At 49.2% G+C, this 15,629-nt stretch carries 13 protein-coding genes; 4 read left to right on the top strand and 9 right to left on the bottom strand.

Features of this window, described 5'->3' with window-relative positions; all coding sequences use genetic code 11:
• Positions 1-219: 219 nt before the first annotated feature.
• The 3 genes from DHAF_RS01950 to DHAF_RS01940 form a co-directional block, all read right to left on the bottom strand.
• Positions 220-1,059 (bottom strand): alpha/beta hydrolase, encoded by an 840-nt coding sequence (locus tag DHAF_RS01950; protein WP_015942730.1) that lies wholly within the window; start codon positions 1,057-1,059, stop codon positions 220-222.
• A 101-nt stretch (positions 1,060-1,160) separates the two neighbouring features.
• The gene (locus DHAF_RS01945) at positions 1,161-1,889 is read right to left on the bottom strand and encodes a M48 family metallopeptidase (RefSeq protein ID WP_005810266.1); all 729 of its coding nucleotides are present in this window, start codon (positions 1,887-1,889) and stop codon (positions 1,161-1,163) included.
• Between the two features lie 48 nt (positions 1,890-1,937).
• The gene (locus tag DHAF_RS01940) at positions 1,938-2,474 is read right to left on the bottom strand and encodes a nitroreductase family protein (RefSeq protein ID WP_011459068.1); all 537 of its coding nucleotides are present in this window, start codon (positions 2,472-2,474) and stop codon (positions 1,938-1,940) included.
• A gap of 185 nt (positions 2,475-2,659) precedes the next feature.
• Between DHAF_RS01940 and DHAF_RS01935 the strand changes: the two genes are divergently transcribed.
• Positions 2,660-3,697 carry a hypothetical protein gene (locus DHAF_RS01935; RefSeq protein WP_015942729.1) on the top strand — a complete coding sequence of 346 codons (1,038 nt, stop codon included), beginning with the start codon at positions 2,660-2,662 and terminating at the stop codon, positions 3,695-3,697.
• 67 nt (positions 3,698-3,764) lie between these two features.
• Here DHAF_RS01935 and dinB read toward each other — a convergent pair whose 3' ends face one another.
• The 6 genes from dinB to DHAF_RS01905 form a co-directional block, all read right to left on the bottom strand.
• Positions 3,765-5,036 carry a DNA polymerase IV gene (gene dinB / locus DHAF_RS01930; protein ID WP_015942728.1) on the bottom strand — a complete coding sequence of 424 codons (1,272 nt, stop codon included), beginning with the start codon at positions 5,034-5,036 and terminating at the stop codon, positions 3,765-3,767.
• A 194-nt stretch (positions 5,037-5,230) separates the two neighbouring features.
• Positions 5,231-7,105, bottom strand: coding sequence for a TRAP transporter large permease (locus DHAF_RS01925; protein ID WP_015942727.1), 1,875 nt, complete (start codon positions 7,103-7,105; stop codon positions 5,231-5,233).
• 158 nt (positions 7,106-7,263) lie between these two features.
• Complete coding sequence (locus DHAF_RS01920; RefSeq protein ID WP_015942726.1) at positions 7,264-8,286, bottom strand: TRAP transporter substrate-binding protein; 1,023 nt, start codon at positions 8,284-8,286, stop codon at positions 7,264-7,266.
• A gap of 21 nt (positions 8,287-8,307) precedes the next feature.
• Positions 8,308-9,240, bottom strand: a complete 933-nt coding sequence (gene hpsH, locus DHAF_RS01915) for a (2S)-3-sulfopropanediol dehydratase activating enzyme (protein WP_015942725.1) — start codon at positions 9,238-9,240, stop codon at positions 8,308-8,310.
• Positions 9,241-9,302: 62 nt separating this feature from the next.
• Positions 9,303-11,780 (bottom strand): (2S)-3-sulfopropanediol dehydratase, encoded by a 2,478-nt coding sequence (gene hpsG / locus DHAF_RS01910; protein WP_015942724.1) that lies wholly within the window; start codon positions 11,778-11,780, stop codon positions 9,303-9,305.
• A 308-nt stretch (positions 11,781-12,088) separates the two neighbouring features.
• Positions 12,089-13,483 (bottom strand): sigma-54 interaction domain-containing protein, encoded by a 1,395-nt coding sequence (locus DHAF_RS01905; protein ID WP_005810284.1) that lies wholly within the window; start codon positions 13,481-13,483, stop codon positions 12,089-12,091.
• A gap of 303 nt (positions 13,484-13,786) precedes the next feature.
• Between DHAF_RS01905 and DHAF_RS01900 the strand changes: the two genes are divergently transcribed.
• Genes DHAF_RS01900 through eutJ form a run of 3 tightly spaced genes read left to right on the top strand, consistent with a single transcriptional unit; the run spans position 13,787 to position 15,620 of the window.
• Entirely contained in the window at positions 13,787-14,725 is a 939-nt protein-coding gene (locus DHAF_RS01900; protein WP_015942723.1) for an amidohydrolase family protein, read from the top strand.
• A 29-nt stretch (positions 14,726-14,754) separates the two neighbouring features.
• Entirely contained in the window at positions 14,755-14,940 is a 186-nt protein-coding gene (locus DHAF_RS26295) for a hypothetical protein (protein WP_144677438.1), read from the top strand.
• A complete protein-coding gene (eutJ, locus tag DHAF_RS01890; protein ID WP_015942722.1) occupies positions 14,904-15,620 on the top strand; it encodes an ethanolamine utilization protein EutJ in 717 nt (238 codons plus the stop codon). The genes DHAF_RS26295 and eutJ overlap by 37 nt, the downstream gene beginning before the upstream one ends.
• The last annotated feature ends 9 nt before the right edge of the window (positions 15,621-15,629 follow it).

Here is a 15,629-nt window from a genome sequence, read left to right as displayed (position 1 = left end):
TATGCTCCGAAATTCTGTTAGTCTATTCTATTTTCAGACTAACATTATGAAATTAACTCAAATAGCAACATTATCTATTATGACATTTCTAGGCATATTCCTGCTATTTTTTCTATTTTTAAACAAAATATCAAATATAAAAACAGCAAACTATAAAAATCTGCTGTTTCGCCTTAAATTTGGGATATTTTAGCATTTACTTTAAAAATTAAAGGGATTTTAGCAAAATTTCACCCGTCGCTCCAACCAGTCCACAATATCCGCCAAAACCTCTTCCCGCTCCGGCTCATGAATCAATTCATGATAAAGCCCTTCATAAAGCTTGAGGGTCTTATCCCGAGAGAAAATCTCAGCGAATATCCTTTGGGAGGCCTGATAAGGAACGAGTCGATCACCGGTTCCATGGAGTATGAGGCAGGGCAATTGATAGCGGCCGGCTTTTTCCTGAGCAAAGGCCACTCCCCGACAGGCAAACTGATAGAAAAAACCCAGAGTTGCATACCTTAGAACCAAAGAATCCCCATCGGAAATTTTGCGCACAGCCATGTTCCGGGTTGTCTTGCCGCTCAATTTAGGGCGAATTCTGAGCCGCTTCAATACTACATTCAAGAGTTTAAAGAGAAAAGTCGGAATATATTCCGTTCCCACAGGCCTGGCCAAGGCAGCTCCGCTGAAAATCTGCCCCTGCAATTTTCCCGGGTGGAGAATCCCATAATTAAAGCTGATTAATCCTCCCATACTGTGGCCAAACATGAAGAGAGGCTGTGTTGGGTGAAGCTCCCGAACATGATCCACGAAAACATCCAGATCCTCCAGGAACACCTCAAAGCGGTCCAGATGACCCCGCTCAGCCTCGGAATGCCCATGGCCCCGATGATCCAAAGCATAAGCCCCATAGTCATGCTCAGCCAAAAACTCCATAAACTGAACATAAAAGCTGGAATGCTCCGCATAGCCATGGCAGATCATCACCACAGCCTTAGGATGGGCGGGGAGTCTTTGCCGATAATAGATCCTGGTTCCTTCTCTGGTTTGAATAAGCTGACAGCCTTGCTCCAAGTTGTGTCACTCCTTTATCGTATGCAGCTCCGTTGCAGTCCCGGTGTCTATGGAAAAATCAGCAGGCCCTCAACCTGCTGATTTTTTGCACTTGTACTCGGCTAAATAACCAGACTATGACCCTTTTCCCGCAGCCAGCGGCGGTGAGCGGCATGCTCCGGACAGTAACGGGCCACATGCTCCCAAAACTCCGCCGAATGATTCAGATAGATAAGATGGGAAAGCTCATGGATCACCAGATAATCCAGCACCGGCTCCGGGGCCATAACGGCCCGCCAGTTCAGATTGATATTGCCCAGGCTGGAGCAGCTTCCCCAGCGGGTTTTCTGCTCTTTTAAGCGGAACTGGTTATAGGTTACTCCCATTTGGCGGCTCCAAAGATTAAGCTTCTGGAGAAACACCGCACGGGCTTTTTGCTTATACCACTTGTCAAGAATCTCCCGAACCGCTTCCTGCCGCTGTTCTCCCTGAAGCTCCTGAGGCATCTTGATCTCTAAGGTTTCCTGGTCCTTTCTGTAAAAGGCACTGATCATTTTATGAGGGGTATCGATGATCTCCAGGTTCAGCTCTTTTCCCAGATAGGAAACCTTTTCACCCGTTTCATACACCCTTGGGGGCTTAACCATCGTTTCCTGAAGCTTGGTCCAATTCTCTAAGATCCACTCCTGATTCTTCTCAATGAAGGCCTGAATCTCACCCTTGGCAGTACGCGCAGGAGCAGATACTCTGACCTTTTCGGGCGTAATGCGGATGGAAATTCGCTTGATCCGGGAGCTTTTTCTTTCTTCATAAGGAATAATCGTCTTTCCCAGCTTCAAAGATGAGGGCATATTATCCTGCTCCTAATTACTTTATTCGGTAACTTTCAGCCGTAAGAGTTAAGCATTACCTGAGCCCCAAGTCCCTTTAAAGACGATCTGTGACATCTCTTTGCGGGGTCTTGGCTTTCTTTCCTCCGCCGGGTAACCCAAAGGAGTCATGGCCAGGACGCGGACATTCTCAGGAACCTTCAGGATCTCCCGCACCTTATCTTCAGCGAAAAGCCCTTGCCAGCAGGTTCCCAGACCCTGCTCGGCCGCCGCCAGGATCAAATGCTCCATAGCCAATCCCGCATCCAGCATCATATAGTCCTTGCCTTCCCAGACCTCGGACTCCGCCGGCACCCCGCAGAGCACCACGATCAGAGGGGCCTGCAGCAAAGCTTTGCGTCCGGGATTGGTCTCCGCATAGGCTGTGGTCAGCTCCTGCCGCAAATCGGCATCTTCTACCACGATAAAACGCCAGCACTGCAGGTTTTTCCAGGAGGGAGCCAAACGGGCGCACTCCAGAACATACTCCAGCTTTTCCTGCTCCACAGGGTCAGGCAGATAACTCCGCAGACTTCTTCTTTTTTGAGCCAGTTCAAGAAAACTCATATCGATTCCTCCTCTTTCATTCTCTACCACTTTATTCTTTATTATGTCCTTCATTCCCTCTTCATTGTCATATACTTCTAAATTTTATGAACACTTCCTAATGTCGTTAAGAACTGCCCTTGATGTGCCGATAACATAGATAAGGGATCTTTTAAGGATGAAATCGACGACAAGGAGGTCGCCCTATGAAAATTCAAAGCTCAGCCATCGTCATGGCAGGGGAATCCAAGCATACGGAGAGCTACAAAAAGGAAGTCACCCTGCAAAGCTGGCAGAACAAAGACGCCGCCGGAAAGCCGGTCCTTAATCTGGAGAATGCAGACATACTTGATCTATCTGATTCGATTAAAGACCGGAAAAGTCCTGCCGCCAATGTCCAGCAAGCCCAAGAGATTAGCCTGGAAATGAGCGAAGGGGATAAGCGCAAGCTGGAACTGCTCCAGCTCATGCTGGAAGCCATCACCGGCAAGAAGCTGCGCTTCTTTGTACCTCAAAAGCTCGTTCTCAATGATTCCAACAGGCTCCCCTTTTCCCCCACTCAAGCCCCCACTCAAGGCTGGGGCATCGTCTTCGAATCCAGAGAACAGTATATTGAGCAGCAATCCATGTCCTTTTCCGCTCAAGGCCAGGTGACCACTGCCGACGGTAAGACCATTGACCTGCAGCTTCAGTTGAATATAAGCCGCAGCTTCGCCTATCAAAACAACATCAGCTTCCGGGCCGGTGATGCCGTGACCATCGATCCTCTGGCGATCAACCTGGGGGTCAGCTCCGCCCAGCTGACCCAGCAAAAATACGTCTTTGATCTCGACTACGACGGCAACACTGAATTGATCTCCTTCCTGGCTCCCGGCAGCGGCTTTATCGCTCTGGACAAAAATGGGGATGGCATCATCAACGACGGCAGCGAGCTTTTCGGCACGAAAAGCGGGGACGGTTTTGCTGATTTGGCCCTCTACGACAGTGACCGCAATGGCTGGATCGATGAGAACGACCCCATCTATGACAAGCTCCGCATCTGGACCAAAAACGAAAAGGGAGAAGATGTACTCTTCGCCCTGGGTGAACAAGGCATCGGTGCCCTCTATTTAGGCAGCGCCGCCACCAACTTCAGCCTGAAGGATGACCGCAATCAATCTTTGGGCGAGATCCGCAGGACCGGCATCTACCTGAATGAAAACGGTACTGTGGGAACCCTCCAGCATGTGGATTTGACCATCTGAGTTTCCTGCCGATACCTGTCTATTCCTTATAGACGCTACGTGTATCTATCTATATCTATATTTGCCCTTACTCCCGTTTGTCCTTCGTGCTTCGTCCCGCCAGCTTGCGGCTTAAGGAAAGGTACTGGGTTCCGCGCATCAGGATCCCGGAGCCATATTTATCCCGAAGTTCATCCACCGTTCGATCCAGCTCAGTTTGTTCCTCGCTCTCTTCCTGGAACAGACTGAGCTGTTCTATACCCTTTTGCAGACGGCTGGCGGTCAGACCCAGCAGGCGGATGGGTTTTCCTTGGGGCCATTTGGCCAGGAGTTTAAGACTCTCCCGATAGATCACATCGGTACTATCCGTAGGCTCAAAAAGGGTCGTGGAATAGGTCCTGGTTTTAAACTCTGCATCCTTGACCTGTACCGTAAGAGTCTGAGCCTTGGTCTCCTCCCGGCGGACCTTTCTGCCCACGCTGTCAGCCAGAAACAACAGGACCTCCGTTCCTTGCTCCGGGTCTGTTATATCCTGAGGCAAGGTGATGGACCGCCCGATGGAATGATCCTTCGCCTGATCTTCCGGGGTTACAGGCCGTTCATCACGCCCATTGGCCCATGCATAGAGTTTGGCCCCGTAGACACCAAATCCCTTGCGAAGTGCCTGAGGAGAAGCCTGCGCCAAATCCCCGATGGTTCGAATCCCAAGGTCCGCCAGCTGTTTTTCCGTCTGCCGGCCGATGCCGGACAACTCACCGACCCCTAAGGGCCATACTTTGCTTTCCAGCTCACCTGGAGCGATCACGGTGAAACTGCGGGGAAGCTTGACTCTGGTCTTCGGGTCCCGCTGGTAGTCGCTGGCCAGCTTAGCAAAAATCTTGCAGTAGCTGACCCCCACCGATACCCCCAGGCCTAACTCTTCCAGAATCTCCTTTTGCACCCGGCGGGCTATCTCTTCCGTACTGCCAAAAAGAAGATGGGAACCTCGAAAATCCGCAAAGCACTCATCCACAGAGACCACTTCAATATGATCTTCGTCAGTATACCGCTCAACGATCTCCCACATTTTCCTGCTGAGGTCCAGGTACAGCCGAAAATCCGGGGACAGCACCACCGCCTCCGGGCACAGCTTTAAAGCCTGAAACAAAGGCATGGCCGTCTTAACCCCATAAAACCGCGCCTCATAGCTGGCCGTAAGGATAATCCCTGTCCGGTTCCTGGGATCTCCAGCCACCAGCAGGGGCTTACCCTGGAGTTCAGGATTTACTGCCTGATGACAGCTGGCATAATAGCTGTTGGCATCGAAGAGAACAATATCACAGTCCTTCGCTTTATGTTCCGGCATCATGGCCTTTTCCATCTCCCGTCCCTCGTTCCAGAGCTACCTGTCCCTTTGACTCCGCTCTGTCCTATATCACAAAGTATACCACAGGGCCGGTGCAGCAAAAAGCCGGACAATAGGATACCTTTCATGACCAGCTCCAGCGAGACCTGGTTATGAAAGGTATTTGAGAGGGCATATGCACCGGTTATTTTTCTCTTAATATGGTTGTCTTACTTCACAAATTGAGTCAGGAACATGGAAATGGAAGGCACATAAGAAATCAGCAACAGTACGGCGATCATGCCTAAGAGGAAGGGGACCACCGCTTTGGATATCTCTTCGATCTTCAGCTTCGCCAAACCGCTTGCCACAAACAGGTTCACACCAACCGGTGGTGTAATGAAGCCGATCGCCAGGTTGACCACCATAATGATTCCGAAGTGAATCGGATCGATACCCACCTGAAGGACAATCGGCAGTAAAATCGGGGTAAGAATAACAATCGCCGCCAAAGCTTCCATGAAGGTTCCCACGAAGAGCAGCAATAGGGTAATGATCAGGAGAATAACGTATTTGCTGTCGGTTATCGCCAGCATCCAGGTGGCGATTTTGGTGGGAATCTGTTCAATCGTCAAAATATTACCGAAGATCGTGGCCATGGCCATCAAGGCAATAATGACGGCGGAGGTACTGCAGGATTCCGTGAAGCAATAGACAATATTCTTGCGGTTAATCCCTTTGTGGATGAAAACACCGACGATCAGTCCATAAAAGGCTGCCACAGCCGCCGATTCGGTAGGGGTCATGTACCCGGAATAAATCCCGCCTAAAATTATCACCGGAACCATCAAGGCCCACTTGGCCTCCCAAAAAGCCTTGCCCACTGTACGAAAGGTACGTTTGCGGGCTTCGCCTTTCCAGCCGTTCTTTTTGGAATAGTAGTAACTGATGCCCATTAAAACCAAACCAATGATCAAGCCGGGAACAATCCCGCCCATAAAGAGTTTGCCAATGGAGACCTGAGCGGAAACACCATAAACGACAAAGGGGTTGCTGGGAGGAATCATCACCCCGATGGAGCCGGCCGCTGCCACAAGTGCCGCCGCAAAGGCCCGGGAATACCCTCTTTCCACCATGGCCGGAATGGTCAGGGAGCCGATGGCAGCTACCGTAGCCGGCCCCGAGCCGCTGATCGCCGCAAAAAACATACAGGTGACAACCGTAGCCAAGGCCAGGCCCCCGGTAAAGGACCCCAGGAGTTCATCAGCCAGGCCTAAGAGCCGCTTGGATAATCCCCCTTCCCCCATGAAGACACCTGCCGCCACAAAAAAGGGAATGGCCATAATCGGAAAACTATCAATGGAGGTAAAGGAAATTTGTGATATATACTCGATGGGCATCGTATTGGCACAGAGAATCGTCCCTAAAGCGGAAAGGCCTAAGGCCATGGCAATGGGCACCCCAATAAAGATAAAAAGCACAAAATAGCCAAAAAGCCAAGCCATGGCCGGAACATCGGGCTTTAAGAAGAGGGGAGAAAAAATTGCCGCCGTAACCAAAACCCCGATCAAGGTATCCTTAAGGCCAATTTCCAACGCCTGCTTGACCAAGTCCTGGATACACCGGATGGACATTAAGCCAAAACCAATGGGTAGGATTAAGTAGGGAAAAAAGAAGGGGATATTGAGCGCCGGGGAAGTCTGAGGATAGTTTAGCATCATCTGCAGATGATCGATCCCCATAAAGAATATCACACCCGTTAAGACGAGGATGCAGCTGTCGACCATGATCCAGCTGATTTTCTGCCACCGGTCGGAAATCCGGTCATAGAGAATATCGACCCTGATATTATTGCGCCCTTTAATGGCCAGCGGGATCGCCAAATAGGTGATCCATATGAAAATAAAGCGCGCTAATTCTTCTAAGCCCACAATGGCCGTACCGCCGGTGATATTGGAAACGATATAACGATAAAGAGTTTGATAGGTAATCAGCATAATAATCGCCAGCATGCCGATTACAAGAAATGGTTTTTCAAAATTCCCATCGATCCATCTCAGCCATTTTTTCCAGGAATTTTCTGGATTCTTTGCAATGTCCAGCATAAATTACCTCCCGTCTTACTCGCTGAAGAAAACCCCGAAAGCACTGCTTTCACACTTGTTGCTTCGCTTAAGGCAACGTTCGTGCTTGTCCTTATCCTGCCGGTGAAAACAGGAGAGCGGGGAATACCCCTCTCCCCTGTTTCCCATAGCCAGGGCTGTTATTTTTGCGTAGCTGTGACCAAATCAATCAACTCTTGAGGAATTTCCGGGAATTTATCCCACACCGGACGGGTTATAGTCTTCAACTCTTCTTTTTCTGCCGGAGTCAAGTCATAAAGGGTTACCCCGCTGTCGATCAACTTTTGTTTAGCTTCCGTTTCCATGTCATTGCTTACGGCACGCTGCCATTCCAGAGCCTCTTTACCCGATTCAACCAAGATCGTTTGCAGATCTTCAGGCAACGCTTCAAAATACTTTTTGTTGATCATCAACAAATGCATACTGTAGTTATGGCCCGAATCAATGCCGTATTCCAAAATCTCACCGTGTTTGGCATCGGAGAGCAATCCCCAGGTATTTCCCTCCGCATCAACTGTGCCTTGCTGCAAAGCGGTATAGGTTTCCCCCCAGGCCACTGGGGTGGCACTCATTCCTAGCGCTTCCGCTACGGCAACTTCTACGGGGGAGTCCGTTGTCCGGACTTTTAAACCTTTCAAATCCGCTGCCTTGGTAATCGGTTTCTTGGTGGTCACAAAATTGCGATAACCAAATTCACTGTACATAATGGGTTTTAAGCCGATTTTTCCACAAACATTGTCAAGGTATTGCTGCAGTTCGCCCTCATTTAAGGCGGCATACAATTGGGGCTGATGTTCAAGAGAGGTGATATAGGGAAGGTCAAACACCATGAATTCACGGGCAAAACTAGCCATATTGGGAGATGAGCAGGATGCCATCTCCAGGGTGCCCTTTTGGGTGGATTCCATGGTGACACGGTCACTGCCTAAGGTGGTGTTGCCAAAGATTTGGATTTCGATTTTACCCTCTGATTTTTGCTCAACGATTTCCTTGAATTTTTCATAGCCTACCGTGACATTATTTCCGGGCGCCATGGGATGCCCCAAGCGGATGACGATTTTTCCATCAGCCGAAGCTTTCTCAGTTTTACTGCAACCGGACAGGGAGAAGACCAGCAGACATGTCAAAATAAGCACCGAAACCTTTAATAGCCCCTTTTTCATGACAATTCTCCTTCCAAATAATCACTGATTTACTATGGATTTTGCCACTTCTTTAAGCTTTTCGAACTTAACATCCTCCAGCTGGGTATCCGGCCAGGGATACTCTCGACCCATAAAATGGTATTTCTGCTGTCCCAGCCGATGATACTTGAGCAATTCATAGGTCACATTCGGCTTATCCTTGACAAACTCAGCGATTTCCCGGATATCTTCTTCCCTATCGTTAAAACCGGGAACCACCGGAGTTCTGATAAGTTTAGGCAACTTAGGAAAATGCTCACAGAGCTTGTTGAAATTGTCCAGAATAAGCTCGTTGGAAGCGCCTGTATATTTTTGGTGTTTTTCCGGGTCCATGCATTTAATATCCATAATGAGCGAAGTCAAATGCTGGCAGACTTTTTCCATGGTTGACCAATCGACATAGCCACAGGTTTCAATGGTTGTTTTCAGCCTTCTGCGGCGGGCTTCTTTCAGTGTTTCGGCCACAAAATCCCCTTGCATCAAGGGTTCACCGCCGCTGAAGGTCAGGCCCCCACCTGATCGCGCATAGAAAACACTGTCTTTTTCAACTTCTTTGAGCACATCTTCAACCGTTGTCGGTTTTCCGAAGGCTTGCAACGCTTGGGAAGGACAGACATCCACACATTGCAGACAATCCGTACATAATTTGCGGTCAATCAGAATTCTGTCACTTTCCTCCACATTCAGCTTAACCGCTCCATAGGCGCAAACCTCCGCACAGCGAAAGCAGGCTTTGATTCCCAGGCATTTATTGGGGTTAAACCCCAGCTGCGGCTGCAGCCGCTGCGACTCAGGATTGCTGCACCAAGGGCATCTAAGGGGACAACCCTTGGTGAAAACAATCGTTCGTATACCCGGACCATCATGAACAGAATAATGCTGAATGTTAAATACTATTCCGGTTTTGCGTTCCGGAACTTTCGGCTCCCCCATAAAGACCCTCCTCAACCACTACTATAATTACTTCTCTAACTGCTTCTATAAACTACTTCTATTTAGATCATCTCGTGCTCCGTTCTGGCGATAATATCATCCTGAAGGTCTGAGGAAAGATCCACAAAGTAGGCACTATAACCGGCAACCCGCACGATCAAACCGCGATATTTATCCGGGTCCTGCTTGGCCGCCAGCAAAGTTTCCCGGTTGACAATATTGAACTGGATATGCCATAGTTTCAAATCACACCAGGTTCTGATGAAGGAGACTAATTTTTCGCTGCCTTCCTCACCGGCTACACAGGAAGGACTTAATTTGATGTTCAGCAAGCGGGCCGCCCGATTGCGATAGCCATAATTCTTGGAGAAGAAATTGGACAGGAGCACTGCTGTGGGGCCGTTCACATCGGCACCGTGGGATGCGGAGGAACCGTCGGCCAGGGGCATCCAGGCTTTTCTGCCATTGGGTGTGGCACTGACCACCTTCCCGAAAGGCACGTGGGAAGTGAAGGGCACCAGTCTCAGGTCCAGATGAACCCCCAGCTCCCGGGAATATTTCTTCGTGAACTCAACCGCCGTACGATCGACTTCTTTAGCAATAACATCCGAGTAAGGGTCATTGTTGCCGTATTTCGGTGTATGCATGACCATTTCCCTGATCACTTCATGTCCTTCAAAGTTATTGCGAACCGCTTCCAGCAATTCTGCCATGGTCAGTTTTTTCTCTTCATAGACTAATTTCTTAATGGCAGCTAAGGAATCGACGACAGTACCATAGCCGATCAATTCAAAGTAGCCTAGATCGATACCGCCCTTAATCACCGGCTGATGCAAATCGGTGTAATTTTCCATACAAAGGTCATGCATTAAGGAGCCTAAGGGTGAGGCAAAATGCTGGGCACGCAGCCTGATAATAATATGCTGTTGGATAAAAGCATGTTTGAGGAAGTTGGTTTGTTGGGCAAGGTAGGCCTTCCAGAACTCATCCCAAGTCTCAAATTGGGTGGGATCGCCGGTTTCCAGCCCCAGTTGTTCATCCCCGTATTTAAGCATCCGGCCGTTATATAAGGTCATCTCGATGGCGGCGGCAAAGTTAATATAGGGATTACCGCTGGTATAAGTATCCCGGTTCGGCATCCGGCACTCAGCACATCCGGACACCGCATAGTCCAAGGCTTCAGCAAATTTAGCACCCTTAGACAAGAGAAGGGGCACGACCTCCTCATCGTTGATGAGTTTCGGGAAACCGGTTCCTTCCTTGACCGTCTCAGCCACTTCATAGAGATAGCGTTCCGGCGAACGGGAATGAATCCGGGCAGCCAGGTCTGGATAGTTAAGAGGGAATTTTTGTTTGGATTCCAGGAACAGATAGGTCAGCTCATTGGTTGCATCCACACCGTCCGGGGTTTGGCCACCCACAGTAACAGCCTCCCAGTGGGCATATCCTTCGTTAAAGGCGCCGCCGGTGGGGGATAAGTAAAGGTCAATAAATTGAGCCATCCCTACCCACATGCACTCCAACAGCTCGATGGCCTGCTGAGTGTTGAGGATGCCTTCTGCCACATCCTTTTGATAATAGGGGTAAAAATATTGATCCATCCGGCCATTGGAAATGATCGTCCCGGTTTTTTGCTCAATTCTGGAGAACATTTGCACAAACCATTGGGATTGAACCGCTTCCCGGAAATTGCGCGCCGGATGTGCAGGCACCCAGGCACATCTTTCGGCAATATCCGACAACTCCTGTTTGCGTTGGGGGTCCTTCTCCAGTTTAGCCATTTGGGCAGCCAAGTCGGCATGGCGGTTGGCCCAAACTACGATGGCATCACAGGTGATGATCACCGCTTCCAGGAAAGGCCTTTTCTCCATATTATCGGCAGGGCTCAAAGGATCAAGCTGGTCCAGTTTGGCTTGAGCTTCTTCTTTGATCCCCTTAAAGCCTCTCTTGAGAACCTTTTCATAGTCATGGACCCATTGAATGGATGAGCGGAAGGAGGCTGTTTCGTTGACAATAAATCTGGAGGCTAAGGGATCCGCCGGATCATAGGTCACTTTCAACGTATCCTCGGGAAGTGCCTTGGCCAACTCCTCATGGAAGGTCTTTCCTTTCCAGTAAGGGGCAACATCATTGATAATGATTTGGGCATCGTCGGGATCGATATTAAAGGGAGACTCCACCCGTTGGGGCAGCTGCTCAATGGCTAAGCCCAGAAAATCCCCATCCAGCTCCGGAAAAATGATCCCATAGCGCCCTTGAGCGCCGGCCCGGCCGACAATCAGTTGCTGATCGTCAATATAAACGGTGATATTCTGAGCAATATGCATCAGGGCTTTGGCCCATCTCAGCTGTAGGGGCTGTCCTTCCGTCGCTTTGAAGGACTCTGTAAAATATTTGGCCCGTTCAACATCAATTTTCGGGCGGAGATCCTGAAAACTCTCCAGAATCTTGAATACCCTTTCACGGCCTTCATAATTCACCTTACCCTTTTGCGGGTCGATAATTCTCTCTTCATGAGGAGATAGACAACATGCGCTCATTATGATACTCCTTTCGATAAAAACAAGTTCATTCTGGGGATACCTTCCGATAGCCGGGATGGCAAGTGTGTAAACCGGTCCTCCTTTTATCATCAGAATAACCAATTGCGCTCCATGCTTTTCTTAATTGCAAAAGTCATGCCAACCGCAAATCCCCTGAATATCCTGCCTATTTTCCAGGTCGGCGCAAGTTGAGTTGCACATGTGCAACGCATCCTTGGCCCCAAACTCATGTGCTAGCTATCCCATTCACAAGAAAGAGGGTTTGTTGTCTTTTTGCACCGTTGTTTCCGAACTGCAACATCCGCTCATAACAGTTTATATTTTTTGGCTTTTCTAAAGATGGTTGAACGATCCACTTGAAAAAACTCCGCCACCTTGGAACTTGATTTATATCGGTCTAAAGCCTTTTTAAGCAGATTTCTTTCATAATCCGCCACAAGCTCATCCAGGGATTTTCCCTGGGAAGGATTACCGGCTTCTTCTGGCTTGCTGAGATCGAGAAGCATATAATGGGGCAAATCCGTCACATCAACACTCTCCGTCTCATGAGTAACCACCAGGCTCTGAATCAGGTTGTCCATTTGCCGGACATTGCCGGGCCATTTGTAGGCAAGGAGCACTTCCGCCAATTCTTTGGTAAAGGATATTTCTTTACGAAATTTAGCATTGTATTTGTCCAGAAAGGCTTGCATCATCACTCTGATATCTTCCTGCCGCTCCCGCAGCGGAGGAATCTCCAGATCGGCAACACGTAAACGATAGTACAAGTCGCTCCTGAACGTTCCTTTTCTCACTTCTTCCTCCAGATCGCGGTTGGTGGCGGCGATGAAGCGGACGTTGACCTTTTTCACCTTGGTTGAACCAATATGGATGATTTCCTGATCCTGGAGAACCCGCAGCAGCTTAACTTGCAGCTGTAAGGGAATTTCACCGATCTCATCCAGGAATAAGGTCCCCTTGTCGGCCATCTCGAACAAACCGACCTTTCCTTTCGTATTGGCCCCCGAAAAGGCCCCCTGCTCATAACCAAACAACTCCGATTCAATTAAGTTTTCAGGAATGGTGGAACAATCGATTTTGAGAAAAGGTTCTTTGCGCCTTGGGCTGTATTGGTGAATCTTGCGCGCTAAAACATCCTTCCCTACCCCGGTTTCCCCCAGCAGCAGCACCGTGGTATCTGTTTTGGCTATCTTCTTCAGTTTTTCCATGAGGGCGATCATTTTTTTACTTTCAAAAATCTCCACATTGCTGGTCAAGGCCTTTTTACACTGCTCATTGGCTTCCCGATATTTATCGATAATCTCCTGTTGATCCGCAATCTGCTCCTTAAGCTGGGACAATAAAGAAATATCCCGCACAAAGGTTAATACAAAGGAAACCTTGCCTGAGTCATCAAATATGGGATAGCCGTTCAGCAAAACTTTCCGCCCGGTCTTGGTGATCTGCACAGACATCTTATGCTCACCAGTGACCACAATCTCCGGATTTAATGCCAGATTGTAGACCCCTTTTTCCACCAGCACCTTGACATTCTCCCCCATGACTTCCTGACCTTTCAATCCCGTCAGCTGCTCATACATCGAATTGACCGCAATTGTCGTCCCCTCGGCATCAGAAATATAGACTCCCTCAGGCAACAATTCGATAACTTGCTGATACACTTGAGACGTAGCGAATTTATTCCAATGATCCTGAGTCATCCTGAATCTCTCCCTTCCTTATTGCTCGTTGCCTCATGGTATGGCACGTTGCATAACGGCAACACCCATGCAATAGTGCATCAAAACGACAAAGTTCTTATCCCCCCTTTCACAATTCCGCTCTCAAAACCGGGGATTCGTTGCATTTTTACAACGATTCTATCATTCATTTCTTGACTGTGTAAACCCCTCAGCCAATTTCCGTGGTTGGTATGATTATTGCAATACAATTAAACCGAAGTGTGTCGACTTGGGCTGCTGCGGAATTGCGCTCCGCTTTATGTACAACAAGGAGGAACCTTCATGAACATTATTGATTTCAGGTTCAGGCCCAATACTGAAGCCATCTTAAAAGGAATCTCAAGCAACCCTGCCTTTAAAGGGATGTGCCAGTCCATCGACTTCAACAAAATGCTTCCCCAAACCCTGGAAGAAGTCGTTGAAGAGCTGGACCGGCATCATGTGGTTAAGGCCGTTATCTCCGGCCGGGATTGTGAAACAACTTACGGTGCCAAATCCAATAATCCCAGTGTCATTGAGTTTTGTCACAAATTTCCGGATAAGTTTATCGGTTTTGCCGGGCTGGATCCCCATAAAGGGATGGCTGCCCTGGCCGAGATCACCCATGCTGTCCATGAAGAGGGGATCAAAGGAGCGGCCATTGACCCCTACCTGGCCCGCATTTATGTTAACGATGCCAAATACTATCCCATCTATGCCAAATGCTGTGAGCTGGGGATTCCTTTGATCATTGCCACGGGACCCGGAACCCTGGTTCCCAATGCGGTGATCGATCATGTGGCCCCCCGGTACATCGACTTTGTGGCCCGTGACTTTCCCGAGTTAAAAATTATTGCCAGTCATGGGGGCTATCCCTGGGTCAATGAGATGATCACGGTGGCCCAACGGAATGCCAATGTCTATCTGGAATTATCGGAATATGAATTTTTCCCCCAATCAAGCGCTTATATCGAGGCGGCCAATTCCATCCTCAGCGATAAGATCATGTACGCCAGCGCCCATCCTTTTGTGGATTTTAAACTTGCCTTGAAGAATTATGAGCAGCTCCCTTTAAAACCCGAAGTCCGTGAAAAAGTGATGTACAAAAATGCCGCTAAGGTCCTGGGGCTTAGTGATGGGACTTTCTCCGCAAGCAAAGCCATGGACGCCCAGGAGGTCCAGATGATTATCGAAAATGTGATCGCCCAACTCTCACAAAGAGGTTTGTTAGCAAACCGCTAACTATAACAGCTATGAAAGATATGAACGCCATGAAAAATATAAACGCTCAGAACGCTATGACAGCTATGGAAAAAGCCAACCAACGTATCGCCGCCTTCCAGGAGACTATGGAGCACCCCAAGCCTTATCAGGAGCAGAAAAAGCTTTACACAGTGTTGATCTCGGCACAGCCTATACTGTGCTGGCCGTGGTCGATGAAGAAGGGACTCCGGTAGCCGGCGCCATGGGTTTTGCCCAGGTGGTCCGGGACGGCCTTGTTGTGGATTATATTGGCGCTGTTGATATCCTGCGCGAGCTGAAGGCAACCCTGGAGGAGAGCCTGGGGGCTGAGCTCCTTAAGGCAGGAGTAGCCTATCCTCCGGGAACTTCCCCAGGGGACCAAAAAGCGCTTCACTATATTGCCGAAGCTGCTGGCTTCAATGTGATCGCTGCCCTGGATGAACCCACCGCTGCCAACAATGTCTTGAATATTGAGGACGGTGCCGTCATCGATATCGGCGGCGGAACAACAGGTACTGCCGTCATCGGCCAGGGGCAAGTGGTCTGCGTTGCTGACGAACCTACGGGTGGAACCCATGTCAGTTTAGTCATTGCCGGTGCTTATCGACTGCCCTTTGCCGAAGCAGAAAAGCTGAAAATGGATTCCTGCAAACATCAGGAGCTGTTGCCCATCATTAAACCCGTTATCGAAAAAATTGCCGGCATCATCAGACAGCATATCCAGGAGCACCCTGTTGATCAGGTTTACCTTGTCGGCGGCACCAGCTGCTTTACAGGATTTGAAACCATCGTGGCGGCAGAGCTGCAGCGGCCGGTGATTAAACCTGCCAACCCCTTCTTAGTGACTCCCTTGGGAATCGCTTTAGCAGCAGCCAAAACCTGCTCAAACCCTTGAGCTGTTTTA

This window comes from Desulfitobacterium hafniense DCB-2, from assembly GCF_000021925.1.
In the GTDB taxonomy this organism is placed as follows: Bacteria; Bacillota; Desulfitobacteriia; order Desulfitobacteriales; family Desulfitobacteriaceae; genus Desulfitobacterium; species Desulfitobacterium hafniense.
Note: the sequence above shows the minus strand (reverse complement) of the source record. Positions and strands in the feature narration are given on the sequence as shown.